Source organism: Pseudomonas sp. S2_B07, assembly GCF_054668435.1.
The window spans coordinates 6,026,471-6,053,408 of the sequence record NZ_CP162769.1; the positions used below are offsets into that span (position 1 = coordinate 6,026,471).

The following is a 26,938-nucleotide window of genomic DNA, read 5'->3' on the forward strand; positions in this document are numbered from 1 at the left end:
CCCTCGCCGGGTTGACCGGAGGGTGTGCCCAGGGCGATCACGATGAATTCATCACCGCCGGTTCGGCCGATGATGTCACTGGCGCTGAGGCCATGCTGCAATTGGGTGGCCACACTGCGCCTGCCCCTATGAACATGCTCGATAACCTCAGCACCCTGAAAATCTTCGCCCGTGCCGCGCAGACCTTGGGCTTCACCGAGGCCGGCAATCAACTGGGGCTTTCGTCATCGGCCATCGGCAAGACGGTGGCGCGGCTTGAGCAGCGCTTGGGTGTGCGTTTGTTTCATCGCAGTACGCGCGGCATTCAACTGACCGACGAAGGGCAGCAGGTGCTCAACGCCTGCCAGCGAAAATTCAATGAGCTGGAAACCATGGAGGCGGAGCTTGCCCAATCCCGCGTGGTGCCCCGTGGCCGGCCAGCCCCTTTCACTCGCCGAAGCTGCGGGTGTTTGTCGACTTCATGGCCCAGCATCGGCTGGCGGCGTCCGCTGAGGCAACACCTTCGGCGTCGCTCAACGTTTCGCCGATGCGGCGCACGGCCTGAAATCTTGCCAACAGCGTCTACCTCAACGTCGCAAAACCCTCAAAGCAACCGTTCAATGGCAGAATCCCCTCAACTTGACCGTTTTGGAGAACACCATGCTTCGTGCGTTTGAACGAAGGCTCGACCCTTTTCCTCCTGATGAGGTGCCACCACCGCCCGCCGGCCTGGCTCGCTTCCTGTGGGCCTGCACGCGGGGCGCCCGCGGTTACATTCTTGCGCTGGCGCTGCTCAGTGCCGCTGTGTCGATTTACGAAGCCTGGCTGTTTTCCTTCCTCGGCCAGGTCGTGGACCTGCTCTCGACCTGGCAGGCCGGCGGTGAAGCGGCTGCGCAGGAAAGTCGCGTGTTGTGGGGCATCGGCATCGTCATGGTGACCAGTGTCGGGCTGGTGGCGTTGCGCACCATGGTGCAGCACCAGATCTTGGCGATTAACTTGCCGTTGCGGCTGCGCTGGGACTTCCATCGCCTGATGCTGCGGCAAAGCCTTTCGTTTTTTTCCGATGAGTTTTCCGGCCGCGTCACGACCAAGGTGATGCAGACGGCGCTGGCCGTGCGCGACGTGCTGTTCACCCTGATCGAGATCGCACCCGGGATCGGGGTGTATTTCATCGCGATCATCGCCCTGGCCGGCGGCTTCGCCCTGAAACTGATGCTGCCGTTCATTGCCTGGGTCGCGTTGTTCGGGCTGGCCATGCTGTACTTCGTGCCTCGCCTGGGGAAAGTCGGGCAGGAACAGGCCAATGCGCGGTCGATGATGACCGGGCGTATCTCGGACGCCTACACCAACATCACGACGGTGAAACTGTTCTCCCACTCCAATCGTGAAGCGCATTTCGCGCGTGCCGCGATGGAGGATTTCAAGCAAACCGGCTTTCGTCAGATGCGCCTGGTCAGCCAGTTCGAGATCGTCAACCAGGCGTTGGTGGTGGGTTTGATCATGGCAGCCGGTGGCTATGCACTGTGGCTCTGGCACCAGGGTGAGGTCGGCGCAGGTGCCGTGGCGGCCATCACCGCCATGGCGTTGCGTATCAATGGCATGTCGCACTGGATCATGTGGCAAATGACCTCGCTGTTCGAGAGCATCGGCACCGTGCAGGATGGCATGGCCACCTTTACCCGCGGTCCCAAGGTGAAGGATGCCCCGGACGCGGGCGTGCTGGTGACCTCCGGTGGCGCGGTCACCTTCGATAACGTGAGCTTCAACTACAACGGCGAACGCCAGGTGCTCGATGGCCTGAGCCTGAGCATCCGCGCGGGCGAAAAAATCGGCCTGGTGGGCCGCTCCGGCGCCGGCAAATCCACGCTGATCAACCTGCTGCTGCGCTTCTATGACGTCGACAGCGGGGAGATTCGCATCGACGGCCAGAACATCGCACACGTGACGCAAGACAGCCTGCGCGGCGCCATCGGCATGGTCACGCAGGACACCTCGCTGCTGCACCGTTCCATTCGCGACAACATCGCCTACGGCCGTCCCGATGCGAGCGACGCACAAATTCGCACCGCCGCGGCCAATGCCCAGGCCCACGAGTTCATCAGCCAACTGAGCGACCGGCAAGGTCACTCCGGCTACGACACCTTGGTGGGCGAGCGCGGCATCAAGCTGTCGGGCGGCCAGCGCCAACGCGTCGCGATTGCCCGGGTGATGCTCAAGAACGCCCCGATCCTGCTGCTGGACGAGGCCACCAGCGCGCTGGATTCGGAGGTCGAAGTCGCGATTCAGGAAAGCCTCGATGAAATGATGCAGGGCAAGACCGTGATCGCGATTGCTCATCGGCTGTCCACGATTGCGGCCATGGACCGGCTCATCGTCATGGATGACGGACGCATCATCGAGCAGGGCACCCACACCGAACTGCTGGGGAAGAACGGCCTCTATGCGCGGCTGTGGGAGCATCAAAGCGGCGGGTTTTTGGGTGAGGATATGGGGCTGGTCGAGGCGATGGATCAGGTGTGAGCGTGGAGGGGCTTTCCAGGCGGTGTCGAGTCGACGGGAAGGAAAGCCCGCAGGCCAGACAGCGATTAGCCGTGCTCAGGTTTTCCTGCATTTTTAATCCAGCTATCCAGCTCTGTAACCATTTTATTGACCTCACTGTCCTCCCGTTCCGAGGGGCGAATGATCGCGTTCCAGGCGATATCCAGACCGTCATTCAGGGACGCCCACGCAAGTTCCCCGCGCTCAAGGCTGGGGGCTACCAAATCGCGTTGCAAGATGCTGATTCCGTAGCCTGAGCGCACCAATTCGACGATGGCTTCGATCAACTCCACCGTGATCATGCGGCGCGGCAAAATGCTGGCGGGGGCGAAGAAACGGTCATATTCCCAGCCGCTGGCGCGATCGGTCGAATACGTCACCAGGTTGTAGGTCTTGAAGTCTTGCGCGTAGATGTTTTTCCTTCCGGCAAGGGGATGATCGGTTGCCATGATCGCAATCAAGTCGTCCCGAAAAAGCGGCAACCTGGCAACACCGCTAGGCACCATGCCGTCATCGATGATGGACACATCGAGTCTTCCTTGCATCAGGCTCGCATAAACGTCATTACGGGGCACGGTCACCAGCGTGATTTCGATGTCTGGCCGCAGACTTGAGTAGTGCTTGATGAATTTCGGAATCCAGCGAAACGGGCCGTAGGAGGTGACACCCATGCGTACAAACGCCGTGACGCCACCGGCCATCGACCTGGCCTCAGACTCGGCTTCATTGAGTATCGCAATGATGTCTTTGGCTGCTCGTTCCAGGCGTGCGCCAGCAGGGCTGAGCCTGAGCTTTCCTCCTGATCGTTCCGTCAGGCTGACACCCAGCCGCCGCTCGGCTTCGCGTAGGCGGTGACTGACTGCCGAGGGCGTCAGCCATAGGCGCTCGGCAACGGCGGTTACCGAATCCACCTCCGATAGGGTTTGCAGCATCACAAGGTGATCCAGTGTGAGTCTCATGGCAGGCGACCTGAAAATAATTCACAAAATTGCGTAAAATTATGAGCGTGACTTGTTTTTTGTGACGATGCAATCTGAATCCAGCAGAGCCACTGGAGACCAACAAAAATGACTACCTTACCTTTCACACCTGCACTGACCCTGGGCGATATCATCGACCTTGAGCGTTATCCCATTACTGACCGCACCAGTCCCGCCTACCTCGCACTGGTTGCTCAAAGCCAGTCATTGCTGGGGGAGGAGGGTGTTGCAATCTTCCCGGGTTTTGTTCGCGATCCATCGGTTGTCGAGATGGCAGATCAGACACTAGCCCTGCATTCGCGCATGTTTCATTTTCGGGAAAACCACACGGTTTACTTCAAGCCTCAAGATGAAAGCGTTGATCCGCAACATCCGCTAAGACGATTGATGAACACGGCAAAAGACACCGTTGCCTACGCCGATATTCCGGCCGAGCATTTGATCAGGCAGATCTATCAGTCGGACGACGTCCTTGCTTTCATCAAAGATGTATTGGCGCTGGACGCGCTCTATCGCCATGCCGATCCATTAGCTGCCCTTAACTTGCAGGGCTTCACGGAAGGGCAGGAATTGGGCTGGCATTTTGACCGTTCCGACTTCAGCGTCACGCTGTCTCTTCAGGCGGCGAATGCCGGTGGGGATTTCGAGTATGTGCGCATGCTGCGCAATGAAAACGACGATTGTTATGACGCGGTCAGGCAATTCCTCGATGACCCGAAAACACAGCAGGTAGAGGTTTTGCCTCAAGTTCCCGGTACCCTGACATTGTTTCGCGGCCGCTATTCATTGCACCGGGTGACGCCGGTGGAAGGGGACCGGCTGAGGCTCAATGCGGTGTTCGCGTACGTGGACCAGCCCAATGTTGAGTTCAGTGCCTATGCCCGCCAGTTGTTCTACGGACGCACCTCCGTAGACCCGGATTAAGTTTCGCCAATCACAATAAAAGCAATTGATTCACGCCTTGGCTTCACGTGTATGCGCACAGACTCGTCCATGCTGAATCTGATGGACTCGTTTGTTCCTGTGTTGCACACAACAGTTCGCTGCCCCCAATAATAATCATTCGGAGCGTCTGATCATGAAAAACAGGAAGAGTTTGCTGGCCTCGTTGCTCACCCTTGGCCTGCTCGTTGGTAGTGCTTCAAGCCAGGCTTCAGGATGGTGTGAGTCGGGCAAGCCGGTGAAATTTGCCGGCCTGAATTGGGAGAGCGGGATGCTCCTGACCGACATCATGATGATCGTGCTCAAGGACGGTTATGGCTGTGCAACGGATCAGTTGGTGGGTAATACCATCATTCTTGAGACCGCTCTGGCCGGCACCGACATTCAGGTGTTTGGCGAAGAATGGATGGAACGCAGCGAGGTCTGGAAAAAGGCTGCGGCAGCCGGAAAAGTCGTCGGGGTTGGCGCGCCTATTATTGGTGCGACACAGGGCTGGTATGTACCGCGCTATGTTGTTGAAGGGGACGTTAAACGTAACAGGCCAGCGCAAGCTCCTGACCTCAAGACAGTTGCTGACTTGAGCAAGTACGCGAGCGTCTTTCACGACGCTGAGGAACCTTCAAAAGGCCGCTTCTACAACTGTCCCGCGGGTTGGATTTGTGAGCAGGACAATACCGAGATGTTGAAAGAGTACGGTCTCGAAAACACCTTCACGAATTTCCGTCCAGGCACCGGTGCCGCATTGGATGCGGCGGTCCTGTCCAGCTATAAACGCGGTGAACCGGTACTGTTCTATTACTGGTCACCGACACCGCTGATGGGGCAGATCGATGCGATAAGACTGGAAGAAAAGACGGGCGCCAACAAAGACGTTATCACCATGGTCGGACTCTCCAAGGCTTTTCATGAACAAGCTCCCGAACTGGTCGCGGTTCTGGAGAAGGTCAACATTCCCATCGACCTGTTGAATCAGAACCTGGCGAGGATGACCCGGGAACGCATCGAATCTCCGAAGCTGGCCAGGATGTTCCTCAAGGAACACCCGGAAGTCTGGCACGCCTGGGTAGATGAAGCCGCGGCAAAAAAGATCGAGGCATCGCTCTAACCGATCTTGAGGGCAAGGATGCCCGCCCTTTGTAACGGCCCCCTGAACACACTCTTACTACTGATTTTTACTGCTTCTACACAGAGGCGGCTCTACTTCGCGTCCGAGAAATTACGAACATGATCAAATCACGAGCGGCCGTCGCCTTCGCGGCGAACCAGCCACTGCACATTGTGGAAATCGATGTAGCACCGCCGCAGGCCGGTGAGGTGCTGGTACGTATTGTTGCGACAGGTGTTTGTCACACTGATGCGTTTACCTTGTCCGGTGCCGATCCCGAAGGGATCTTCCCCGTCATTCTTGGCCACGAAGGCGGTGGTATCGTCGAGGCGGTCGGTGAGGGGGTGACGTCCCTGGCGGTGGGCGATCATGTGATCCCGCTGTACACCCCCGAATGTGGCGAGTGCAAATTTTGCACATCCGGCAAAACCAACCTGTGCCAGAAGATCCGTGCGACTCAGGGCAAGGGCCTGATGCCCGATGGTACCAGCCGCTTTTCATACAAGGGCCAGCCCATATTCCACTACATGGGCACCTCGACGTTCTCCGAGTACACCGTGCTGCCGGAAATTTCCCTGGCCAAAATTCCGAAGGATGCCCCTCTCGACAAGGTCTGCCTGCTCGGTTGCGGTGTGACGACCGGCATTGGCGCGGTGCTCAACACGGCCAAGGTGGAGGAGGGCGCCAGCGTGGCGATCTTCGGTCTCGGGGGCATCGGCCTGGCCGCCATTATCGGCGCGACCATGGCCAAGGCCGGGCGGATCATCGCAATCGACATCAACCCGGCCAAGTTCGACATCGCCAGGCAACTGGGCGCTACCGATTTCATCAATCCGAAGGATCACGACACACCCATTCAGGACGTGATTGTCGAGATGACTGAGGGCGGCGTGGATTACTCCTTTGAATGCATCGGCAACGTCAATCTCATGCGCGCGGCCCTGGAGTGCTGCCATAAAGGGTGGGGCGAGTCGGTGATTATCGGCGTCGCCGGCGCCGGTCAGGAAATCAGTACCCGTCCGTTCCAGCTCGTCACCGGTCGCGTCTGGCGCGGTTCCGCTTTCGGCGGTGTAAAAGGCCGCAGCGAATTGCCCACGTATGTCGAGAAGGCCCAGACCGGCGAAATCCCGCTCAACACCTTCATCACCCACACGATGGGACTTGAAGACATTAACAAGGCCTTCGAGTTGATGCATGAAGGCAAGAGTATTCGCACCGTTATCCACTTCGATCGCTGATTGAATCGCCCTGGCGTCGAGCGTCAGACGTCTCGCGCACGGGCAAACCGCAATGCCCACCCACCTGGTTTTTAAAAAAGAGAGCATCAAAATGAGCATCTTCACTCACGTCACCGTCGGTACCAACGATCTGCAAAAGGCTCGCCGTTTTTACGACAACGTACTCGGCGCACTCGGCCAGAAACGCATCGCTGACCTGGAAGACAATGGATCGATCTGGGGTGAGAATGCCCCGTCCTTTTTCGTGCTGAAACCGGCAAACGGCGCTCCCGCCAGCGTCGGCAACGGTGTCACTGTCAGCTTTGAAGCACCGAATCGCGCCGCCATCGACGCCTTCCACGCGGCAGCGCTGGCCTGTGGCGGCACCGACGAAGGCGCTCCGGGGCCGCGGGGCTGGGCACCCGATGCTTATGCCGCCTATGCCCGGGACCTCGACGGTAACAAACTGGCCGCGTACTGTTTCAAGCCTGCCTAAGCTTTATTCGAGCGGCGGCGGCTGCCCTTCGTAACAGGACGTTATCGACCGCAGAAGTCGCCATTCAATCCCGAGCGATCTTGTCATTTGCCAAGGCTTAGGGCAGGGTCGATACCACTGACATCTCTGCCAAAGGAGTCACTCCATGTCAAAGCTCTATCCCAGTATCGATCCCGAGGGGCTGGTCGAGTACTCAGTGGTCTACACCGACCGCTCGCTCAACCACATGTCGCAGTCATTTCAAGGCGTAATGAAGAACATTTCCAGGACCCTGAAACAGGTCTACAACGCCCAGGCTGTTGCGGTGGTCCCGGGCAGCGGCACATTCGGTATGGAAGCGGTGGCGCGACAGTTTGCCACCGACCAGCAGTGTCTGGTGATACGCAACGGCTGGTTCAGTTATCGCTGGAGCCAGATCCTCGAGATGGGCAACATCCCGGCGGCCACTACGGTGCTCAAAGCCCGACCGGTCGAGACGGGGCGCCAGGCTGCCTACGCCCCACCCCCTCTTGACGAAGTGCTGGCCGCCATTGCGGCGCAGAAGCCGCAGATTGTCTTCGCCCCCCACGTTGAAACTTCATCAGGGATTATCCTGCCCGACGACTACCTGCGGGCCGTCGGCGACGCCGTGCATGCGGTGGGTGGCCTGTTCGTGCTGGACTGCATCGCCTCAGGCGCGCTGTGGGTTGATATGCACAAATGCGCAGTCGACCTGTTGATCAGCGCACCGCAGAAAGGCTGGAGCGCTTCCCCTTGCTGCGCCCTGGTGATGTTCAGTGCTTTGGCCCTCGAGCGCATCGAACAGACGCAAAGCAGCAGCTTCGCCTGCGACCTGAAAAAGTGGCTTCAGATCATGCAGGCTTACGAGCAGGGCGGCCATGCCTACCATGCGACCATGCCCAGCGATTCCCTCGCGCGATTTAACGACGTGATGAACGAGACGCAAGCCTACGGTTTCGACAAGGTCCGCGGCGAACAACAGGCTCTGGGCGATCGGGTGCGCGCCATGTTGACCGGCAAAGGCATCAAAAGCGTGGCCGCAGCCGGCTTTCAGGCCCCAGGCGTAGTGGTGAGCTACACCGATGATGCCGACATCAAGAGCGGCAAGAAATTTGCCGACCATGGCCTGCAGATCGCCGCCGGAGTGCCGTTGCAATGCGACGAGCCGGCTGATTTCCAGACCTTCCGCATCGGTCTGTTCGGACTCGAAAAGCTGCACAACATCGAGCGCACGGTCAGCACCCTCGAGCAGGCACTGGACGAGGTGATGGCTAACTGATCGAAACCATACATCGATTCAGCGGCCTCTGTGGTCGACTCATCGACAGGCAGCGTAGTCATTTGATCGTAACAACGACCTTGCCCTTGGCTCGTCCCTGCTCGACGTACGTCAATGCCTCTGCCGTTGATTCAAAGGTGAAGGAGCGGTCAATCACAGGTTTGATGATTCCGGCCTCAATGAGCGCGGTGATGTGTTGCAGTTGCGCGCCATTGGCCCGCATGAACACGAACGCGTAGCTGACGTCCCGCTTGCGTGCCTTGCGCCGAATACCAAGGCTCAGCAGGCGCATGACTTGCTTCAATGGCCAGGACAATCCTTGCTCCTGCGCGAACTGCGCAGTGGGTGGTCCCGAGATGGAAATGAGTTGGCCACCGGGCTTGAGGACCTTGAGTGACTTCTCCAGCACGTCCGCGCCGAGGCTGTTCAACACCACGTCGTAGTCGTGCAAGACACTTTCGAAGTTCTGCCGTGTGTAATCGATCACCCGATCGGCCCCCAGCGCCTTTACCCATTCGACATTCGCGGTGCTGGTGGTGGTCGCGACAAAGGCGCCAAGGTGTTTGGCGAGCTGGATGGCCAGGGAGCCGACACCGCCGGAGCCGGCGTGGATCAGCACTTTCTGGCCCTTTTTCAACTGGGCGGTTTCGACCAGCGCTTGCCAGGCGGTCAGTGCGACCAAAGGGATCGACGCGGCTTGAGCCATGTCGGTATTGGCAGGCTTCAGGGCGATTGCGTTTTCGTTCACGGCGATCAATTGGGCGAACGTCCCGATCCGCGTTTCTGGCGGGCGAGCGTAGACTTCGTCTCCTGGTTTGAAACGCTTCACCTGCGAGCCAACTTCAACCACGACGCCCGCCAGGTCATTGCCCAGTACCAGTGGAAATGAGTAGGGCAGGATCAGTTTGAATTCGCCTTTGCGGATCTTCGAATCCAGCACGTTGACGCTGCTGGCGTGTACCTCAATCAAGACGTCGTGGACACCCACCGCGGGGGCGGGGACTTCGCCAATGCGCCCGGTGTTCTTGCCGTAGCGATCAATTAAAAATGCCTTCATCGTTGTGCGGCTCTTGTCGGTTGGAATGGGGGTGGGCGGTGCTTTTACGGCGTCGCGTTGATCAGGCATCAAGGAACGTCAGTGCCTTGTCCACAAAGTCAGCGTAGTGCTGGAAAATGCCGCCGTGGCCGGCATCCTCATAAATCACAAGTTGTGCATTGGGGATGCGGTTGGCCAGCCCAATCGAGTTAATGCTGGGCACCATGATGTCGCTATCGCCGTTGACGATCAGCGTCGGCGTGCGCAAGCGCCCGAGGTCTTGAGGGACCTGTTTGCCCCACGCGGTGATGGCTTTCAACTGCCGGAGAAAAGCGCTGGGCGTCGGGCCTTTATCGCGATTTTTTTGGCGTGCTTTCAGGCGTCGCAAATACTGTGAGGCGGATCGGCGGCCGTTGGGCGTTGAAGTAAAGAACAGGTAGAACTTGGGGTCGCGAAAGGTCAGCAAGCCTTTGAGCATCAATGGCCACGTCACCGAACCGACCTTGTCGATACCGGGGCCGCCGGCCGGTCCGGTGCCGGCGAGAATCAAGCGGCGCACCCATTCGGGCGCCTTCAGGGCGAGGTCTTGAGCGACAAAACCGCCGAGTGAAAAACCGAGCACATCAACTGTCTCGAAACCCAGCGCGCGTATCAGTTGAATGGCATCGTCTGCCATTTCGCCGACCGTCAGTGGCGCGGTTCCTCCAGAGCCGCCGATCCCACGATAGTCGGTGGCAATGATGCGCCTTGTTTGTGCCAGGCCATCGATGATCCCGGGGTCGAAGTTGTCCAGCACCGCGCCCCAATGGTTGAACAGTACGAGGGGCACACCGGTTGTGGGGCCGATGTCGCGATAGGCGAAGGGAATGCCGTTGACCGTGATCGACTGGTTCGCCGCATTGACGAACGATGTCGGCGAGCCAGCGGGGTTATTTGTATTCGTGGGAGTCATGTCTACTCCGAACAGCGGGCCGCTTTCGATGCAGTGCCTTGGGCGCCTGCATCGAATCCTGGCTGGGTGTTCGCTACAAAAAGATCACTGTGGGATTTGGTAACGCTGGGCAACCGCAGACTGGCGGATCTGCCCCAGCAGGCCCTGACGTACAGTCTGCAGGTCATCCCAGCGTTCAGCTTCGTGCAGCGGCGGGATCGTCACTGGCTCACGCCGATCAAAACCGACCAGTGCGGCATCCACCAGATCGCCCACTTCCATGATTTCGTTCAGGGTGTTGATGTCGATGCCGGAGCGATCCCAGATCTCCGTACGGGTAGCGGCCGGCAGCACGGCCTGCACGTAAACGCCCAAGGGCGAAAGTTCCAGGCTCAGGCCTTGGGAAAGGAACAGCACGAACGCCTTGGTCGCACCGTAGACCGACATGCCGAACTCGGGCGCCAGGCCCACCACCGAACCAATGTTGATGATCGCGCCTTCGCCTGCTTTGGCCAGGCGTGGGGCGACGGCGCTGGCGAGCCGCACCAGCGCCGTGGTGTTGAGGGCGACCAATTGCGCAACACTGTCGGTGCTTTGGTCGATGAAGTTGCCGGACAGCGCGGCGCCAGCGTTATTGACGAGGATGCCGATACGGGCGTCGTCGCGCAGGCGTGCTTCAACGGTTGTCAGATCGCTGAGTTGGGTCAGATCCGCCGGAATCACTTCGACGGCGACGCCGTGTTCGCTGCGCAAGCGCGCTGCAAGTGCGTCCAGGCGTGCCTGGTCTCGGGCAACCAATACAAGATCGTGGCCGCGTTGCGCGAAGCGTTCGGCGTAGACGGCGCCGATGCCAGTGGAGGCGCCAGTGATGAGGACGGTAGGACGAATGCTCATGGGGTCATCTCTCTTTCAGGATGTGTGAAAACAAATAGCGCGGTCATTGATTGCTCAGCTTGCGATGGCGCCCGATTCAGCCAGCGTCGGGTAGTCGATGTAGCCTGCCGCGCCGCCGCCATAGAGGGTGGCGGGGTTGAAGGCGGACAACGGCGCGCCGCTCTTGAGGCGCTCAACCAGATCCGGGTTGCCAATGAACGGACGACCGAACGCAATCAGATCGGCCTGGTCTTCGGCGAGCCGCGAAGTCGCCAGGTCCAGGTCGTAGCCGTTGTTGGCGATGTAGGTGTTTTTGAAGCGCTGGCGCAGGGCGCCGAAATCGAATGGCGCCACGTCGCGGGGGCCACCGGTTGCACCTTCGACTGCGTGCAGATAAACGACGTCGAGGGCGTTGAGTTGATCGACGACGTAATCGAATTGCGCCCGCGGATCACTGCTGGAAACGCCATTGGCCGGCGACACAGGCGATAGGCGCACACCGGTGCGATCCGCGCCGATTTCATTGACGACGGCTGCCGTCACTTCAAGCAGCAGACGCGCACGATTTTCAATCGAGCCGCCGTAAGCATCGGTGCGCACGTTGGCGCTGTCCTTGAGGAATTGATCCAGCAAATAGCCGTTTGCACCGTGAATCTCCACGCCATCGAACCCGGCGACGACAGCGTTTGCCGCGGCCTGGCGGAAATCGGTGACGATTCCCGGCAGTTCGCTGATCTCCAGTGCGCGCGGCTCGGAGACGTCTTCAAAGCGGTTGTTGACGAACACTTTGGTGGCGGCGCGCAACGCAGAAGGGGCCACGGGAGCGGCGCCGTTTTCTTGCAGATCAACGTGCGACACCCGACCGACATGCCACAGTTGCAGGAAAATTTTTCCGCCCTTGGCGTGGACGGCATCGGTCACTGTGCGCCAGCCATCTATCTGCGCCTGCGTGTAGATCCCGGGAGTGTCCTGATAGCCCTGGCCCTGTCGGGAAATCTGCGTGGCTTCGCTGATCAGCAAGCCTGCGCTGGCCCGTTGGCTGTAATAGGTGGCCGCGAACTCACTTGGCACAAAGCCCTGGCCTGCACGGTTGCGCGTCAGCGGCGCGAGGACGACACGGTTCGACAGCGTGAGGGCGCCAAGCGTGTAAGGGGTGAACAGATTCTGGTCGGTCATCGGGTATGTCTTCCGTGCCTGTTGAGGGAGGTCGGTGGTGCGTGCAATTAGGATGATGATCGAAATCTAAGCTGTCAACGGTTTTGATTGTGATCAACATCTATGTATCATTGGGTCCATGATTTCCCAGTGGACATGAGGTATTGCACGTGAGAGTGACCAAGGCCCAGGCGCAGGCCAATCGGGAGCACATCGTTGAGACGGCCTCTGAGCTGTTCCGTGAGCGTGGCTTCGACGGCGTCGGTATATCGGATCTCATGGCGGCTGCCGGTTTCACCCACGGAGGTTTCTACAAGCATTTCGGCTCGAAGGCCGACCTGATGGCCGAAGCCTCGGCCAGCAGCCTTTCCAAATCGCTGGAAGGTGCTGAATCGCTCGATGTTCCGGGCTTCATCGACGTCTATGTGACGAGGGAACATCGGGACGGACGCGGCAACGGTTGCACCATGGCCGCGTTGTGTGGCGACGCGGCGCGTCAGTCGGATGATGTGAAAGCGACGTTTGCCGAAGGGATCGAGCACACCTTGCAAACGCTCGGGGACAAATATCCGACGAAGCCGGATGCCGCTTCGGGTGAGGGGAGAAAGAAAATGATCGACCTGCTGTCTCGTGCTGTCGGTGCAATTATTTTGTCACGTGCCTGCCCGGATGATTCCGCATTGGCGGATGAGATCCTTGAGGTGTGCCGCGCTGAAATGTTTGCTTCGTTGCCGGTCAATGACGTGGACGCGGTGTAGACCGGCAGTCACTCGACTTTGGGTCAAAAAGCTGCGGTTCATGAACGGCTACTTTTGGCTGTGGATTCAACCGGTCGACGCAACAGATTGGCTAAATCGTTCTGCGGGTGTTTCGTAGTCTAGTGGTATCCGAGGGCGGCTACGCGCCTGCCGTGGACTCAGATCTGCGGTTGCTCCTGACGCTTAACAAAGAAGATTTACGTATAGAAGTTCTCCGTTAGTTGAGCGGTATGGCATGAAATGTCGGTTTTTCGGCTTATACGGTTAAATCCGCAAGGCTAGGATGTATTACCTACAGCGTGCGGAACTCTGAGGCGTTGTCCTTTGTTCGCCTTTTCATAACTGGACTTGACGGAATTTAAAAATCGCTCGAGAGGCCAACCCTGTCGCTGTAACTGTCCGTCAGGGCTCGAATGGTCGGCGTTCTGTTTCTCCAAGTCTCAATATACAATCAGGAGCAACTATGAATATTGAAGTGCAAAATAAATCGATCGTGCTTAAAGCTTTCGATACTTTATTCAATAAACGCGACTACGCTGCAGCCGAGGAGTATTGGTCTGCGGACTATATCCAGCACAGTGCGCTTATCCCTCCAGGACGGCAGGGTTTATTTGACTTGATCAAAAGTCTGCCCACTACACTGACTTATGAACACAGCGTAATGATGGCCGAGGATGACAAAGTGATGGTTCATGGCCGTTTCTCTGGAAACGGTAGTCCGACTGCGCTCATCGCTGTAGACATCGTCCGTATCGAAAATGGCATTTTGGTCGAGCACTGGGACGTTCTCCAGGACGAAGCCACAGCGATCAGCTCCGCCAGCGGCCTACCGATGTTTGGTGCAACTTTTCCGGAATTAGTCGAGTAAGAAGTCATGCTTGAATGATCGGAAAAATGCCTACTGAGATTGCTTGGCGCATCGGGGCGCACGAGCTCGCACCGATGCGTCTACGCTGGGCAATCTGGATATGATCGATCTCGACGAATTCCACACCTGTCAAAATCGCCGCTCACTCATTTGAGGGGTGATTGAGTTCCGCTTTTTGCAGTATCTAGCAACTGATGCAGTCGCAATGCATCGCTGAACGTCGCCGCACCATGGCTGCCGTCGACCACATCTTGCGCATACACGTAATACAGCTCAGCCAGTTCCAGCACCGCCGAAGGCAATGACGATTCTGGCAAGCGCTGATAGCTGGCAGGCAGTGGCAGTGCTTCCAGTGCCAGATTGTCGCCGTGGGCACCTTCGATCACGTAATCATCGCCGACGTCGCCAAATGCCGAACGGTTGGTGATTTTCAGGTCGCCCTGGTCGCCGGTGATGTCGATCTGCACGCCTGAGCCGTTGCGTTTGCCGCCTTCGATGTGGATCGAAATGACCCCGCCGTCTTCGAGCATGCCGCTGAGTACGAGCTGATCGGGGGCGGTGCTGTCCAGCACTTCGCCGGTTTCCTTGATGGTCACTTTCGGGAACTGATTGACCATCAACCCTGAGACGCTCACGGGCCAACCGGTGGCGGTGAAGAGCATGTCGAGGAAGTGTCCGGCGTAGATGGCGATGACGCTGGAGAAGTTTTCCTCGGGGGCGGTCCAGCGCAGGGCGTTGGGGCGCAGGGCCTGGAAGTAATTCATGCTGACGTGCATGCGCACGGAGCGCACCTTGCCGACGAAGCCTTGCTGCAGCAGGTCTTGCAGGTAGCGATTGTGCGGCGCGTGGCGGCGTTGCAGGCCGACGATGTGGCGCACGCCGGCATCCTTGGCCAGGTGCAGCAGTTGTTCGGAGTCTGCGGTGGTGGTGGTCAACGGCCATTCGCAGTAGACGTCTTTGCCGGCGGCGATGGCGGCACGCACGGTTTTTTCGTGTTGCGGGGCGGTGTTGAGCACCACGACCAGGTCGACTTTAGGGTTGTTGACCAACGCGTCAACCGAGTCGGCGACCTGGCTGATGGCGTACTCGCTGGCCGCGGCTTCGGCGCGTTCGCGGCGTTCGCTGTACACCGCTTGCAGGTGATATTGCGGCAGCAGATTAAGTACGCGCAGATGGCCGTGGCGAGCCCAGTTGCCGACGCCGATGATGCCGACGCGAATAGGGGAGTGTGCAGGTGTCATGGGAAGGTCCTCGTAGGGTTTGGCTGACGAGGTGAAGTCTAGGGAGCGGAGCCCCGCGGAAAAACCGGCCAAAGGGCCGAACACTGCGGACAGGAAAGGCGCTAATGGCGGCACGCCTGTTCGATTGCGGAACGATTGATCCGCAGTGATCGGAGCTGCGCACTGTTTTTCCGCAGGGCTCGGATACCTAGCATGGCGCCACTCATTCCTGTGGAGCTTTGCCATGAACGATCTGTCTGCATCACCGGCCACCGCTGCGCACGCGCCAGCGCAGCCGTCCTCCTGGCGCGACTGGCTGTCGGTGTACGCGGTGGCCCTGGGCGCTTTTGCCTTTGTCACCACCGAATACCTGCCGGTCGGCGTCTTGCCGCAAATTGCCAATAGCCTGGGCATCACCGATGGGGTCGCGGGGTTGATGGTGACCGTGCCGGGCATGGTGGCGGCGGTGTCGGCGCCGGCGATCATGCTCGGCGCGGGGCGGATGAATCGGCGACATTTATTGCTGTTGTTGACCCTGTTGCTGGTGGCGTCCAACGCTGTTTCGGCGTTGGCGCCGTCGTTGTCGATCATGTTGGTGGGGCGCGGCTTGTTGGGGGTGGCGCTGGGTGGATTCTGGGCGGTGGCGATTGCGGCTGCCGGGCGTTTGGTCAGCGAGTCAAAAGCGGCGAAAGCGACGGCGCTGATTTTTGCCGGGATTACCCTGGCGACGGTGTTCGGTGTGCCGTTTGGTACGTTTGTCAGCACGCTGTTTTCGTGGCGGATGTCGTTTGCCGTGACCGCGGGATTGGCGTTGCTGGCACTGGCGGCTCAATGGCTGACGCTGCCCTCGCTGCCGTCCCGCGAGGGCTTGCAGGTGCGCGCCTTGTTGGCGTTTCTGTCGCGCAGCAATGCCCGGCGCAGCATGCTGCTGCTCGGCACAGTGGTCGCCGCGCACTTCACGGCGTACACCTACATTGCGCCGTTCCTGGGGCATGACGCCGGTTTTTCGCCGAGCGCGATCACCGCGATTCTGCTCGGGTTTGGCCTGGTCGGCATGCTGGCGAACTTCGCCATGGCCGGGAGCATCACCACGCACCTGCGTGCGTCGCTGGGCGCCGTGGTGTTGCTGATGGTGATCGCGCAATTGGCCTTGCCCGGGTTGCAGGGTTGGGGCGTGACGTTGGCGGTGTTGGTGTGGGGTGTTGCCTACGGCGCAATTCCTCTGGGCGTGAGCAGTTGGATGCAACTGACGTCGCCGCAATTGCCGGAAGCCAGTTCCGCGATGTTGGTGACCACGTTTCAGGTGGCGATTGCTTCGGGTTCGCTGTTTGGCGGCTTGATGGTTGATCACGCCGGCGTGTCTTCAGCGTTGTGGCTGGGCGCCGCCATCGGTGTGCTCGGTTTGGCGGTGATGCTCAGTTTCGGTCTCGGCAAAGCGCCGATTGCCGAGGCGCTGCAACGCTGATTTCAGGCTTTGAGAATGTTGTCCTACGTTCTTGCCAACGGCGGAGGAGGAAATCTCCAGCAGGCGACCGGCTTCGGTAAAGCTGCGGGTTTCGGCCACATGAATGAAGGCCGTGATGCCGCTGAGGCTGTCCATCATTTGAGGTGTGCTCGGTGCTGGGAGAGGGTCAAGGCAGAGTAGAGGCGGGCGGCGAAATGGCCCGAAACGTCGGTATTTCGACCGATCAGCTTCTTGGCTCGCGCCTAGCATAGACCCTGAATCCACAGCACGGGCAACCCGCCCGTCTACCCGAAATCAGGAGAAAGGCCATGAGCACTATCGAACACGTCATTCTTGTACACGGTGCCTGGGCCGACAGCACCAGCTGGAGCAAATCGCGCGCATTGATCGAAGCCGCCGGCCTGAGCACGAGCACGGTCAACCTGCCGCTGACGTCACTGGCAGCAGATGCCGACGTCGTGTCCCAGGCCATCGCCGCCGCTCCAGGACCGGTGTTGCTGGTGGGCCATTCCTATGGCGGTGCGGTCATCAGCGAGGCAGGTGTTCACGCCAAGGTGGCGGGCCTCGTCTATATCAACGCCTTTACCCCTGACATTGGCGAATCAGCATTGGGGCTGACCGCATTGGCCGAGCCATCGCTGATGAGTGCCGAGATCCACATAGATCAGACGGGCTCGTCGAGCCTCACTTACGAGGGTGTTTTTGAAGGCTTTGCTCAGGATGTGAGTGCGCAGGAGAAGCGTCAGCTGTTTGAAAACCAGCGTCCCACCGCTGTAGCGGCACTCACCACACCACTCACTCAAGCCGCCTGGCAGCACAAGCCCAGCTGGTATTTGGTGGCGACCCTTGATAACGCCATTACACCGGCACTTCAAGAGCTGATGGTGAAGAAGATCGGCGCCATCAGCGACCATGTCGATGCGGGCCATTGCTCAATGGTTTCCAAGCCTGCGGCTGTCGCCGATCTGGTCATTCGCGCCGCCAGGTAACCGATATTTTTCCTTAATTGTTCACGCTTAGCATTTCTGCAATCTCAGAGGACACACCCATGAAACTCACTCAAAACACTATCTTCATTACCGGCGGCGGCTCTGGCATCGGCCGCGGGCTGGCCGAAGCACTGCACAAGCTGGGAAACCAGGTGATTATCTCAGGTCGGCGCAAGGGCCATCTGGAAGCCGTCGTTGCGGCCAACCCAGGCATGCATGCGGTCGAGCTGGATATTACCGATCCAGCCAGTATTACCGAGGTCGCGAAACAGTTGATCAACGAATTCCCGCAGCTCAACGTGCTGATCAATAACGCCGGGATCATGTTGCCGGACACCGCAGCCGGCCATGTGGATGACGAGTTGCTGGCGTCGACCGTTACCACCAATCTGATGGGCCCCATTCGCATGACTTCGGCGCTGATTGAGCACCTCAAGAAGGCCGATGAAGCTTATGTGGCATACACCTCCTCAGTGCTCGGCTTCGTGCCCATGGCGCTGACGGCGGTGTACAGCGCCACCAAGGCTGCGCTGCATTCTTATGCACTGTCACAGCGCTTCATGCTGCGCGATACCTCGGTCAAGGTGCTGGAAATCGCGCCGCCCTGGGTACGTACTGAGCTGATGGATAGCTCCGAAGCGGAACTGGCGATGCCATTGGATGAGTTTATTGCCGAGACGATAGCGGTGCTGGGCACGGACGCGGTGGAAATCCTGGTCGAGCGGGCCAAACCAATGCGCGCTAATGCCGGGGCCGATGAACACGCCTTTGTCACTGAGTTCAACACACAGATATTGGAACTCTACGCCCAGTGAGCACCCCGCGGCGCTTGCATGAGTGCGGGCGCCGTTATACGGACATCGACAGTTCGATCTCCATGATCGCCAGCATTACAGCCAAAAAGTCCGAAGTGTTGGGAAACGCGGCCCATTTATTCACTCCGGAAAATCACCTTTACTGATGCCAAGCGCCCCAACCCCGAAAGCCCACATGGCTATCGACCCGGGCAGATATCCAATGGCTCTACACATACACTTCAATCGAGGCAACCATGTCCAAACTTCATTCCCCAGTTAAAGTCGGGCGGTTCACCTTCGCCCACCGCATTGTATTGGCACCGCTGACCCGTATGCGTGCCGAAGAGGGCGCTCGTCCTGGCGCTCTGATGGCCGAGTACTACGCCCAGCGCACTTCCGAAGGCGGCTTCCTGATCGGTGAAGCCACCATCGCCGCGCCAAACGGCAACGGCTATCTCGGCGCACCTGGCCTGTTCGACGACAGCCAGATCGCGGGCTGGAAACACGTCACCGACGCCGTGCACGCTAAAGGCGGCAAGATCTTTCTGCAGCTTTATCATGCGGGTCGCCAATCCAATGTCGACGTGCAGCCTGCAGGCAGCATCCCCGTCGGCCCATCGGAAGTCCTGCACGGCGGCGTTGCTTACACCACCGAAGGGTGGGTACCCAATACCCCGAACCGCGCCCTGAGCATCGAGGAGATCGCAGGCCTGGTAGAAAACTTCCGCACTGCTGCCGAACGTGGCGTGAAAGCCGGTTTTGACGGCGTGGAACTGCATGGCGCCAACGGTTATTTGATCGACCAGTTCCTGCAGGACAACAGCAACAAACGCACCGACATTTACGGCGGCTCGTTCGAAAACCGCGCTCGCTTCCTGCTGGAAGTGACCAACGCGCTGATTTCAGTGTGGGGCAGTGATCGCGTGGCGGTACGTGTTGGCCCGAGCGGCACTTGGGGTGACATGGGCGACAGCGATCCAGAAGGCCTGTTCACCTACGTCGCGCAACAACTGGCGCCGCTGAACCTGGCTTACCTGCACCTGATCGAGCCGCGCATCCTGGGCAACATCGAGGACGAGAATGCCGACCCGGCGCCGGTGGCTGCCCAGCTGATGCGCAAACACTACAAAGGCGTGATCATTGCTGCCGGTGGCTTTGACGGCGAATCCGCCGAGGCCATCCTTCAGGCTGGCGACGCCGATCTGGTGGCTTTCGGTCGCCACTTCATTGCCAACCCGGACTTGCCGGAGCGCCTGCGCCACAACCTGCCGCTGAACGCTTATGACCGTCCAACCTTCTTTGGCGGCACCGAGGTGGGTTACACCGACTACGAGTTCTATAAAGAAGAAGCGACTGCGTAACGTCTTTCGCCGAGCGCGAACGGCTGTAGCGTAGAGATCAAACGAAGCCCCCTCATGGGGGCTTTTTGGTTTGTACGCGAGCTCTGATGAGCCCGGAAAAAAAAGGACAAAACATGGCTCAAAAGGCTGGTATTTCGTCCGGTGAACCTTGCTGCCGCTCCCTAACATGGGACCCATGGCACAACAACAAAGAACGTGAGTTTCGGGGGCGTTCAACTTCAGCGTCATCGCTCGACGCGCCTTCGTGAACACGCGCGCTACATCTTTAATCCACACTTGATAAAAGGAATCATCGATGAAGTTTTTATCCGCGGCACTGTTAATGGCAACTTCCACCGTTGCGTCTTGCTACGTCATGGCGGCTACGCCGGCTGCCGCGATCCACAACATTGTGCTGGTACACGGCTCCTTCGCCGACGGCTCCGGGTGGCGCGGTGTCACGGAGATTTTGGAAAAGGACGGCTTTCATGTATCGGTCGTGCAAGAGCCGGAAACCTCACTGGATGACGACGTAAAAGCGGTCCAGCGTACGCTGGCCTTGCAGGATGGCCCGGCGGTATTGGTCGGACACAGTTACGGCGGTGTGGTGATTACCCAGGCCGGGACCGATCCGAAGGTTGCCTCGTTGGTATACGTCGCGGGTATCGCTCCGGACGCGGGTGAAGCGGCGGGCGAATTACTGCACAAAATGCCGGCGGCTTCGACGGCGATTACCCCGACGGCGGACGGTTTCGTTTACCTGGCGCCGGACAAGTTTCGCGCCGACTTTGCCGCCGACCTGCCGGAAAAGCTCACCCACTTTATGGCGTTGTCTCAAGTGCTGACCAACGGCGCCAACTTCGGCCAGAAGATTACCTCGCCGGCTTGGAAGTCGAAGCCGAGCTGGGCCATCGTCGCCACCCAGGACCGGGCGATAAATCCTGATCTGGAACGCTTCATGTACACCCGTGCCGCGGCTCAGGTGACAGAAGTCAAATCCAGCCACGCGGTGTATATCTCGCACCCGAAAGAAGTGGCTGCGGTGATCGAAAAAGCGGCGTTGGCAGCCCTGCCAAAGTAACAGGCCCACGTCACTCCCGGGATGACCCTTCAAGGCCCTGTTGCAAACGCAGCAGGGCCATATTGCAGTGCGGCAGACCGCTGACCCTCATGGCCCCCAGCGCTCTTGCAAGACATCTGGCTCCTGCGAGGCACTGGGAAGAGGAGGGTAGGGAAATGGCGCCGCCGACACCGGTAAATGCGCCGGGGAAGTCCGGTGCCGATACCGATCATGGACAACAAACAGCAGGAGCTAACCGATGACCACTCATCTTCAGAATAACGGCGCCCTACACGCTGGTCAGCAGACCCAGGCGAGTAACCTCATCGTTGTTGAGTTGCGGCGCGGAAGCCCATCCGACCTCGCCCAACAGATCAGCGGTTTTATCGACAGCATGGCTGTACTTCCAAACTGCTCTCGTTATGCGCTAGCTCTGGATCCCACCGACCGTCTCACTCTGCTGATTCAGGGTGATTGGAGTTGTCCTCTGGCGATGGCCGAGCACTTTGAATCGGCCCCCTTGCAGGCGCTGATCGGTTATCTGCGTTCATCGTTTGCGTACCGGATGGAATTCAGCTGTCAGGGCCTTAGCGTCTGAAGAAGCGTCACAGTGGCGTTAGTCTCCATCCCTTCCAACCCTCTCGTTTCAGCGACAGTTGTGGTCGCTGCGGCGCTTTGGCGCGCGCCCAAAAAAACGCCTTTTCCGGTCAACGCACAATGGCTTGAAATGTCGGTTTTTCGACCGATGTCCCAAACCTATACGGCCCAAGATACTTCCCATGAGCAGCGCAGAGCAGTTGAAGCTCCGCACTCCTCACGGTGAGCCTCGGCCTGAAGTTACTACTTCTTTTCTGCGGTTCTTCACCACCCAGCTCAACTTCGCTATCCCGTTGGGGAGTTCAGTATGACCGATAAGCCAAGCTGGTATCTGCTCGCGACACAAGACAACGCCATTGCGCCTGAACTTCAATCAATGTTTGTGACCAGGATCGGAGCCGTGCAGGCCACGGTGGACGCCGGGCATTGCTCGATGATTTCCCAGCCTGGCGCAGTCGCTGAACTGGTGCTTCGCGCCGCACTCTGAGTCGCCGGACCGGCGCAACCCTTGCGCATCGATATAAAACCTCTTTTCGGAGCACGCCTGATGAATGATCTACTCGCTTTCGCCGTTGAGGCCCACGGTGGCCTGGATCGCTGGAATAGCTTCGCACAACTGCGAGCCAACGTTTCGATCGACGGTGCTATCTGGCACCTCAAGCAGCAGCCGGGTCAGCTGTTCGATAAAGAATTGGATATCAAGACCCAGACCCAGCGCCTGAGCATCACCCCCTTCGCCGGACCGAACCAACGCAGCGTGTTCCTGCCCGGTCAACTGACCCTGGAAACCCTCGATGGAATCATCGTCGAACAACGCGACCAGCCCGCCGACTCCTTCGTTGGTCATACCTTGGAAAGCCCTTGGGACTTGCTACATGTGGCCTATTTTGCCAGCGAAGCGTTGTGGACCTACCTGACTTCGCCTTTTCTCTATACCTACCCCGGCTTCGAATGCAGGGAGATCGAGCCATGGAACGAAAACGGCGAAGTATGGCGACGTTTGGAAGTCACTTTCCCTGATCATATCGAGAGCCATACCCGCAAGCAGATCACCCACTTCGGGCCGGATGGCCTGATGCGTCGCCATGATTACACCGTCGACATTCTTGGCGGAGCTACCGGCGCTAACTACGTCAGTGATTACTGCGAGGTACAGGGGCTGATGATGCCGACAAAACGCCGTATCTACGCCTACGACGAAGCTGGGCAAAAAATCCCCGAGCCTTTGCTTGTGTCGCTGGACTTCAGCAAGCTCATTTTCAGCTAATTGGCTCGTCCGCCACGCTGGATGAAACCCAAGTCCAGCGTCTGCAATTCATCATCCCTTTTTGACTTCAGTTATTGCGGAGTACTTGCTCATGTCCATCGAAAATCTTTATGCCCCCCTGCGATTGGGGTCGCTGGAACTGCCTCATCGCATCGTCATGGCCCCCCTGACGCGCATGCGTTCAGCTGCCGGTGGCGTACCTACCGCCCTGAGCGCCGAGTACTACGCTCAACGTGCTTCAGCCGCGTTAATCATTACCGAAGCCACGGGCGTCAGTGTGCAGGGCATGGGTTACCCAAATATGCCGGGGCTGTACTCGGCCGAGCAAGTGGCCGGATGGTACGCAGTGACCAAGGCAGTACATGCTCAAGGCGGGCGCATCATTGCGCAAATCGTGCATGGCGGGCGGACTTCACATTCATCCTATAGCCCCGAGGGCGCTTTGCCGGTGGCGCCATCTGCATTGGCTCCGGTCGACGGCCAGGCGTTCACACCCGAATTTTCACTGGTACCTTTCGAAATCCCGCGTGCTCTGGATATCGATGAACTGCCCGGCATCGTCAATGACTTTCGTCAGGCCGCTGAAAATGCGATGGCCGCAGGTTTTGATGGGGTTGAAATTCACAGTGCCAACGGATACCTGCTCGACCAATTTCTTCAGGACAACAGTAACCTGCGTGAAGATGCCTACGGCGGTTCGATAGCAGGCCGCGCTCGCCTGCTTCTGAATGTGGTCGATGCGATTGCCCACACCATCGGCGCGGACAAAGTGGGTGTACGTCTGTCGCCGTCGGGCAATTTCAATGACATGAAAGAAAGCAACCCCACGGACCTGTTCAGCTATGTCATCCAGGCATTGAGCGAGCGTGGCATCGCCTATCTGCACTTGATCGAGCCTCGCGCTTCTTCGGTAGGCCTGGGTGATGACCTGAGTTTGGATGTCGCCAACAACGCTCGATTATTCCGCCGTCTTTTTAAAGGACCGGTGATCTCGGCGGGAGGCTACACCGCGCAGAGTGGCAGCGAAGCGATTGCTTCCGGGGATGCCGATGCCATCGCTTACGGGCGCATGTTCATTGCCAACCCGGATCTGGCCGCTCGTTTTAAATCCGGTGCTGAATTGAACGCGTACGACCGCAACACTTTTTACGGCGGCGCCGAAGTGGGCTACACGGACTATCCGACACTAGTCACGGCTTGATTGAGACCCGGGTGGCTTAACTCACATTTCCACAGCTGGAACACCATGAACTCAACCCAATTCATCAAAAGCAACCGGCCGCTGTATTGGCTGGCCTTAGGCACGTTTGCCGTCGGTACCGAAAGCTTCATGATCGCGGGCCTGCTTCCCGGCATGGCCAAGGATCTTGACGTCAGCGTTGCCACGGCGGGCCAGTTGGTCACGGTATTTGCTCTGGCCTATGCACTGAGCTCTCCAGTGCTGGCTGCGCTGACCGGGAACCTGAACCGGCGCAGGCTGCTGATCGGTGCCATGGCGTTATTTGCGGTGGCCAATCTGCTGGCCTTCACGGCCAGTGGCTATTGGTCGTTGATGGCCGCGAGACTGGTGCTGGCGCTCGCGGCGGCAGTGTATGTACCCGGTGCGAACGCACTGGCCAGCGTGGTCGTGCCGCCCGAACAGCGTGGCCGCGCCATCGCTATCGTCAACGGTGGCCTGTCGCTCGCCATTGCCCTGGGTGTTCCGGCGGGCACCGTGCTGGGGGCGGCAATGGGTTGGCGCGCCACGTTCGGCAGCGTCGCGATCATTGCCGCGTTGGCCGTCGCCGGTTTGCTGATAGGGCTTCCACGCGAGATAGGAACCGGACTCGCTACCGCCAGCCTGCGCCAGCGCATTTCAACTGCGGCTCAGCCTGCGGTTTTGCATACACTGCTGATCACTACGTTGTGGGCGATGGCGAGTTACACCACTTACACCTACCTCGCGCCGCTTTTGGAAGCCACCACCTTCATAAATGGCCCCGCGATAGGCTTCGTGCTATTTGGCTGGGGTGTTTCAGCCGCAATCGGCCTGGCCATCAGCGGCCGAACGGTAGACCGCAAAGGTCCGCGCGCAGTGATCCTGCCAGCGTTGGCGACATCCACTACGGCGTTCGTCGTCCTGTCGCTGGCGCCACACTTTATCGATAGACAGTTCGTAGTTGTGCCGATAGTCCTCGCCATCGCTGCGTGGGGCGTGGCTCACTGGGCTTTTTATCCTGCCCAGCAAACCACGCTGGTCGGCGTGGCTGGTGTTGCGAGCGCGCCGGTGGTGTTGTCGCTCAACGCCTCCTTCATGTACCTCGGTTTCTCACTGGGTGCGGGTCTTGGCTCCCTGACATTGCACTACAGCTCGTTGGCCAACCTTGGCTTTGTCAGCGCCCTCTGCACAGCGACAGCCTTGATCTTGGCCTACATATCCGGTCGTCGACCTGCACCGCAACTTCAACCTTCAAATTAAATAATCTGTACGCTCAAAAAGTAGCGTTCCAAGAATGAATAACGGCGGCCAATGGCCGCCGTTATTCTGCTGCGAAAAGATAGAAGCTTATACGTCAGCGTTAGAACCGAAGGTCCGGCGCAACGATTGCGGGGATTGACCATATACGCGCAGGAAGGCCCGGCGCATACGCTCACGGTCGCCAAAGCCGGTCTCCGAGGCCACCGCTTCAAGCGTTAGACGCCCTTGTTCGATCATCAATCGTGCGGCCTCCAGACGTAGATTTTCGATGGCCTTGGCGGGTGAGCTTCCGGTCTGCTCGCGAAAGCTTCGACTGAATTGCCGAGGACTCAGGCAAGCCGCATCCGCAAGGTCTTCTACGGAAAGGTCGCGGCGCAGGTTTTTTCGAGCGAAGTCCAGCGACTGCTGAATCCGGTCGGAGCTCGGACTCAGTTCCAGCATCGCCGAATGCTGGGACTGCCCACCCGCGCGGCGATGGTAAAGCACCAGCCGCTGAGAGACAGTCCGGGCCAGTGCGGCACCGTAATCCTTCTCGACCATACCGATGGTTAAATCGAGCGCAGCGGTCATGCCCGCCGAGGTCCAGATCTTGCCATCGATGATGAAGATGCGATCTTCTTCTACCTTAATTGCGGGAAATCTATCGCGCATTTCCTTGGCGCGAGCCCAGTGCACTGTGGCTCGACGCCCATCGAGCAACCCGGACTCGGCAAGCGCGAAAGCGCCGACGCACAAAGCGCCTACCCGCCGTGAATCGGCATTGGCTTCAACCAGAAAGGAGTGAATACCGTTCGACGCCGAACTGCGATCCATTGCACCGCTGATCAAGACGGTATCGAAATCTGTCTTGTTGAACTGCTGAGTATCAACCGAGGTGAACAGGGAGCTGGCGACCAATCCACCCTGCTCGGATAGCACGCTGATGTCATAGAGTTTTTCGCCCGCGGCCAGGTTGGCAAACTCGAAAGCTGAAAGCGCAGCAAGGCTCATAACCTGAAAATCGGGCCGTACGATCAACGCAACACTTTGCATAAAGACTCCCGTTCGCCCAGTTGATCAGTGGCTTGACGCATGATGTCTGGTGACATGCGAAACGTAATCATGCGCGAAAATCGCCGGACTGCAAGCAGAACCGCGATTTCGAGGGGGTTAGCGTTTTTTGCCGGGTAAATTCGGTAAGGCCGATACTGAGGCACGAGAAACTTCAACCCGCAGCCAGTGCCTCATTGAGCTGCACTACGAACTCCAGATCGCCAGGCTCCACGCTGGCACGCATTACCGCAACCGGATGACCATCTGTTGACTGGCTGTAGATTCCAGTGCGCTGGGGTGGTCACCGTATTGATCATCATCGGCAATGGTCATCAAGTTGATGCTGCGGCTGTCGGTGGTGTCGGTAGCGGCGTCTTACGGCCCGACTCAGTGAAGACAGATTAAGCAGCTTGCACTCCGTCAACAGGTCGGAATACCAATATTTCCGCCCATAAACTTGACCAACACGAGGCCGGAAATGATGGTTTTACGGCCTTTACCGACATACGGGCGTTCACTACTCTGGTCCTATTTCATGCACCCGCCTTTGGAGCAA

At 58.7% G+C, this 26,938-nt stretch carries 27 protein-coding genes; 19 read left to right on the forward strand and 8 right to left on the reverse strand.

The annotated features are described in order from the left end of the window. Window positions 1-11: 11 nt before the first annotated feature. Entirely contained in the window at window positions 12-656 is a 645-nt protein-coding gene (locus AB4N43_RS27710; RefSeq protein ID WP_256218457.1) for a LysR family transcriptional regulator, read from the forward strand. Further along, window positions 640-2,499, forward strand: coding sequence for an ABC transporter ATP-binding protein (locus tag AB4N43_RS27715; protein WP_027925189.1), 1,860 nt, complete (start codon window positions 640-642; stop codon window positions 2,497-2,499). Before AB4N43_RS27710 ends, AB4N43_RS27715 begins: the two co-directional genes overlap by 17 nt. 65 nt (window positions 2,500-2,564) lie before the next feature. Here the strand turns inward: AB4N43_RS27715 and AB4N43_RS27720 are convergent, their stop codons facing one another. Beyond that, window positions 2,565-3,476 (reverse strand): LysR family transcriptional regulator, encoded by a 912-nt coding sequence (locus AB4N43_RS27720; protein WP_027925190.1) that lies wholly within the window; start codon window positions 3,474-3,476, stop codon window positions 2,565-2,567. Between the two features lie 108 nt (window positions 3,477-3,584). Here AB4N43_RS27720 and AB4N43_RS27725 point away from each other — a divergent pair, with 108 nt between their 5' ends. From AB4N43_RS27725 to AB4N43_RS27745, 5 genes are all read left to right on the forward strand, one after another. Then, complete coding sequence (locus AB4N43_RS27725) at window positions 3,585-4,421, forward strand: HalD/BesD family halogenase (RefSeq protein ID WP_460152361.1); 837 nt, start codon at window positions 3,585-3,587, stop codon at window positions 4,419-4,421. Window positions 4,422-4,575: 154 nt separating this feature from the next. Further along, on the forward strand, window positions 4,576-5,544 hold the full coding sequence (locus AB4N43_RS27730; RefSeq protein ID WP_460152363.1) for an ABC transporter substrate-binding protein: 969 nt from the start codon (window positions 4,576-4,578) through the stop codon (window positions 5,542-5,544). Between the two features lie 119 nt (window positions 5,545-5,663). Next, window positions 5,664-6,782 (forward strand): S-(hydroxymethyl)glutathione dehydrogenase/class III alcohol dehydrogenase, encoded by a 1,119-nt coding sequence (locus AB4N43_RS27735; RefSeq protein WP_027925193.1) that lies wholly within the window; start codon window positions 5,664-5,666, stop codon window positions 6,780-6,782. 91 nt (window positions 6,783-6,873) lie between these two features. Next, window positions 6,874-7,257, forward strand: coding sequence for a VOC family protein (locus AB4N43_RS27740; protein WP_027925194.1), 384 nt, complete (start codon window positions 6,874-6,876; stop codon window positions 7,255-7,257). A 145-nt stretch (window positions 7,258-7,402) separates the two neighbouring features. Beyond that, the gene (locus AB4N43_RS27745) at window positions 7,403-8,536 is read left to right on the forward strand and encodes an aminotransferase class V-fold PLP-dependent enzyme (RefSeq protein WP_027925195.1); all 1,134 of its coding nucleotides are present in this window, start codon (window positions 7,403-7,405) and stop codon (window positions 8,534-8,536) included. Window positions 8,537-8,594: 58 nt separating this feature from the next. Here the strand turns inward: AB4N43_RS27745 and AB4N43_RS27750 are convergent, their stop codons facing one another. The 4 genes from AB4N43_RS27750 to AB4N43_RS27765 all read right to left on the reverse strand — a co-directional run bounded on the left by AB4N43_RS27750 (window position 8,595) and on the right by AB4N43_RS27765 (window position 12,552). Further along, window positions 8,595-9,593: an NADP-dependent oxidoreductase gene (locus AB4N43_RS27750; protein ID WP_059182628.1), complete on the reverse strand. Its 999-nt coding sequence runs from the start codon at window positions 9,591-9,593 to the stop codon at window positions 8,595-8,597. Window positions 9,594-9,654: 61 nt separating this feature from the next. After that, window positions 9,655-10,524, reverse strand: coding sequence for an alpha/beta fold hydrolase (locus AB4N43_RS27755; protein ID WP_059182629.1), 870 nt, complete (start codon window positions 10,522-10,524; stop codon window positions 9,655-9,657). Window positions 10,525-10,608: 84 nt separating this feature from the next. Continuing rightward, window positions 10,609-11,397: an SDR family NAD(P)-dependent oxidoreductase gene (locus tag AB4N43_RS27760; protein WP_059182630.1), complete on the reverse strand. Its 789-nt coding sequence runs from the start codon at window positions 11,395-11,397 to the stop codon at window positions 10,609-10,611. Window positions 11,398-11,451: 54 nt separating this feature from the next. Continuing rightward, entirely contained in the window at window positions 11,452-12,552 is a 1,101-nt protein-coding gene (locus AB4N43_RS27765) for an alkene reductase (protein WP_194940332.1), read from the reverse strand. Window positions 12,553-12,701: 149 nt separating this feature from the next. Here AB4N43_RS27765 and AB4N43_RS27770 point away from each other — a divergent pair, with 149 nt between their 5' ends. Beyond that, window positions 12,702-13,289, forward strand: a complete 588-nt coding sequence (locus AB4N43_RS27770) for a TetR/AcrR family transcriptional regulator (RefSeq protein ID WP_027925200.1) — start codon at window positions 12,702-12,704, stop codon at window positions 13,287-13,289. A 463-nt stretch (window positions 13,290-13,752) separates the two neighbouring features. Continuing rightward, a complete protein-coding gene (locus AB4N43_RS27775) occupies window positions 13,753-14,157 on the forward strand; it encodes a nuclear transport factor 2 family protein (RefSeq protein WP_027925201.1) in 405 nt (134 codons plus the stop codon). 146 nt (window positions 14,158-14,303) lie between these two features. Here the strand turns inward: AB4N43_RS27775 and AB4N43_RS27780 are convergent, their stop codons facing one another. Further along, window positions 14,304-15,398 carry a Gfo/Idh/MocA family protein gene (locus AB4N43_RS27780; RefSeq protein ID WP_460152367.1) on the reverse strand — a complete coding sequence of 365 codons (1,095 nt, stop codon included), beginning with the start codon at window positions 15,396-15,398 and terminating at the stop codon, window positions 14,304-14,306. Window positions 15,399-15,621: 223 nt separating this feature from the next. Here AB4N43_RS27780 and AB4N43_RS27785 point away from each other — a divergent pair, with 223 nt between their 5' ends. After that, a complete protein-coding gene (locus tag AB4N43_RS27785; RefSeq protein ID WP_460152369.1) occupies window positions 15,622-16,842 on the forward strand; it encodes an MFS transporter in 1,221 nt (406 codons plus the stop codon). On the opposite strand, the gene AB4N43_RS27790 is transcribed toward AB4N43_RS27785, so the two are convergent. Then, window positions 16,741-17,091, reverse strand: coding sequence for a LysR family transcriptional regulator (locus AB4N43_RS27790; RefSeq protein WP_460152371.1), 351 nt, complete (start codon window positions 17,089-17,091; stop codon window positions 16,741-16,743). The genes AB4N43_RS27785 and AB4N43_RS27790 overlap by 102 nt on opposite strands. A gap of 59 nt (window positions 17,092-17,150) precedes the next feature. Between AB4N43_RS27790 and AB4N43_RS27795 the strand changes: the two genes are divergently transcribed. From AB4N43_RS27795 to AB4N43_RS27835, 9 genes are all read left to right on the forward strand, one after another. After that, the gene (locus AB4N43_RS27795) at window positions 17,151-17,831 is read left to right on the forward strand and encodes an alpha/beta hydrolase (RefSeq protein ID WP_027924834.1); all 681 of its coding nucleotides are present in this window, start codon (window positions 17,151-17,153) and stop codon (window positions 17,829-17,831) included. 59 nt (window positions 17,832-17,890) lie between these two features. Then, a complete protein-coding gene (locus tag AB4N43_RS27800) occupies window positions 17,891-18,646 on the forward strand; it encodes an SDR family oxidoreductase (RefSeq protein ID WP_027924833.1) in 756 nt (251 codons plus the stop codon). A gap of 236 nt (window positions 18,647-18,882) precedes the next feature. Continuing rightward, entirely contained in the window at window positions 18,883-19,989 is a 1,107-nt protein-coding gene (locus AB4N43_RS27805; protein WP_027924832.1) for an alkene reductase, read from the forward strand. 295 nt (window positions 19,990-20,284) lie between these two features. Then, window positions 20,285-21,049 carry an alpha/beta fold hydrolase gene (locus tag AB4N43_RS27810; RefSeq protein ID WP_027924831.1) on the forward strand — a complete coding sequence of 255 codons (765 nt, stop codon included), beginning with the start codon at window positions 20,285-20,287 and terminating at the stop codon, window positions 21,047-21,049. Window positions 21,050-21,287: 238 nt separating this feature from the next. After that, complete coding sequence (locus AB4N43_RS27815; RefSeq protein ID WP_027924830.1) at window positions 21,288-21,626, forward strand: hypothetical protein; 339 nt, start codon at window positions 21,288-21,290, stop codon at window positions 21,624-21,626. Window positions 21,627-21,932: 306 nt separating this feature from the next. Further along, a complete protein-coding gene (locus AB4N43_RS27820) occupies window positions 21,933-22,112 on the forward strand; it encodes an alpha/beta fold hydrolase (RefSeq protein WP_460152374.1) in 180 nt (59 codons plus the stop codon). A 60-nt stretch (window positions 22,113-22,172) separates the two neighbouring features. Continuing rightward, complete coding sequence (locus tag AB4N43_RS27825) at window positions 22,173-22,892, forward strand: hypothetical protein (protein WP_027924828.1); 720 nt, start codon at window positions 22,173-22,175, stop codon at window positions 22,890-22,892. Between the two features lie 91 nt (window positions 22,893-22,983). Beyond that, a complete protein-coding gene (locus AB4N43_RS27830) occupies window positions 22,984-24,093 on the forward strand; it encodes an alkene reductase (RefSeq protein ID WP_460152375.1) in 1,110 nt (369 codons plus the stop codon). 45 nt (window positions 24,094-24,138) lie between these two features. After that, the gene (locus AB4N43_RS27835) at window positions 24,139-25,350 is read left to right on the forward strand and encodes an MFS transporter (protein WP_027924826.1); all 1,212 of its coding nucleotides are present in this window, start codon (window positions 24,139-24,141) and stop codon (window positions 25,348-25,350) included. Between the two features lie 87 nt (window positions 25,351-25,437). Here AB4N43_RS27835 and AB4N43_RS27840 read toward each other — a convergent pair whose 3' ends face one another. Further along, window positions 25,438-26,382 (reverse strand): GlxA family transcriptional regulator, encoded by a 945-nt coding sequence (locus AB4N43_RS27840; RefSeq protein ID WP_027924825.1) that lies wholly within the window; start codon window positions 26,380-26,382, stop codon window positions 25,438-25,440. Window positions 26,383-26,938: the final 556 nt, after the last annotated feature.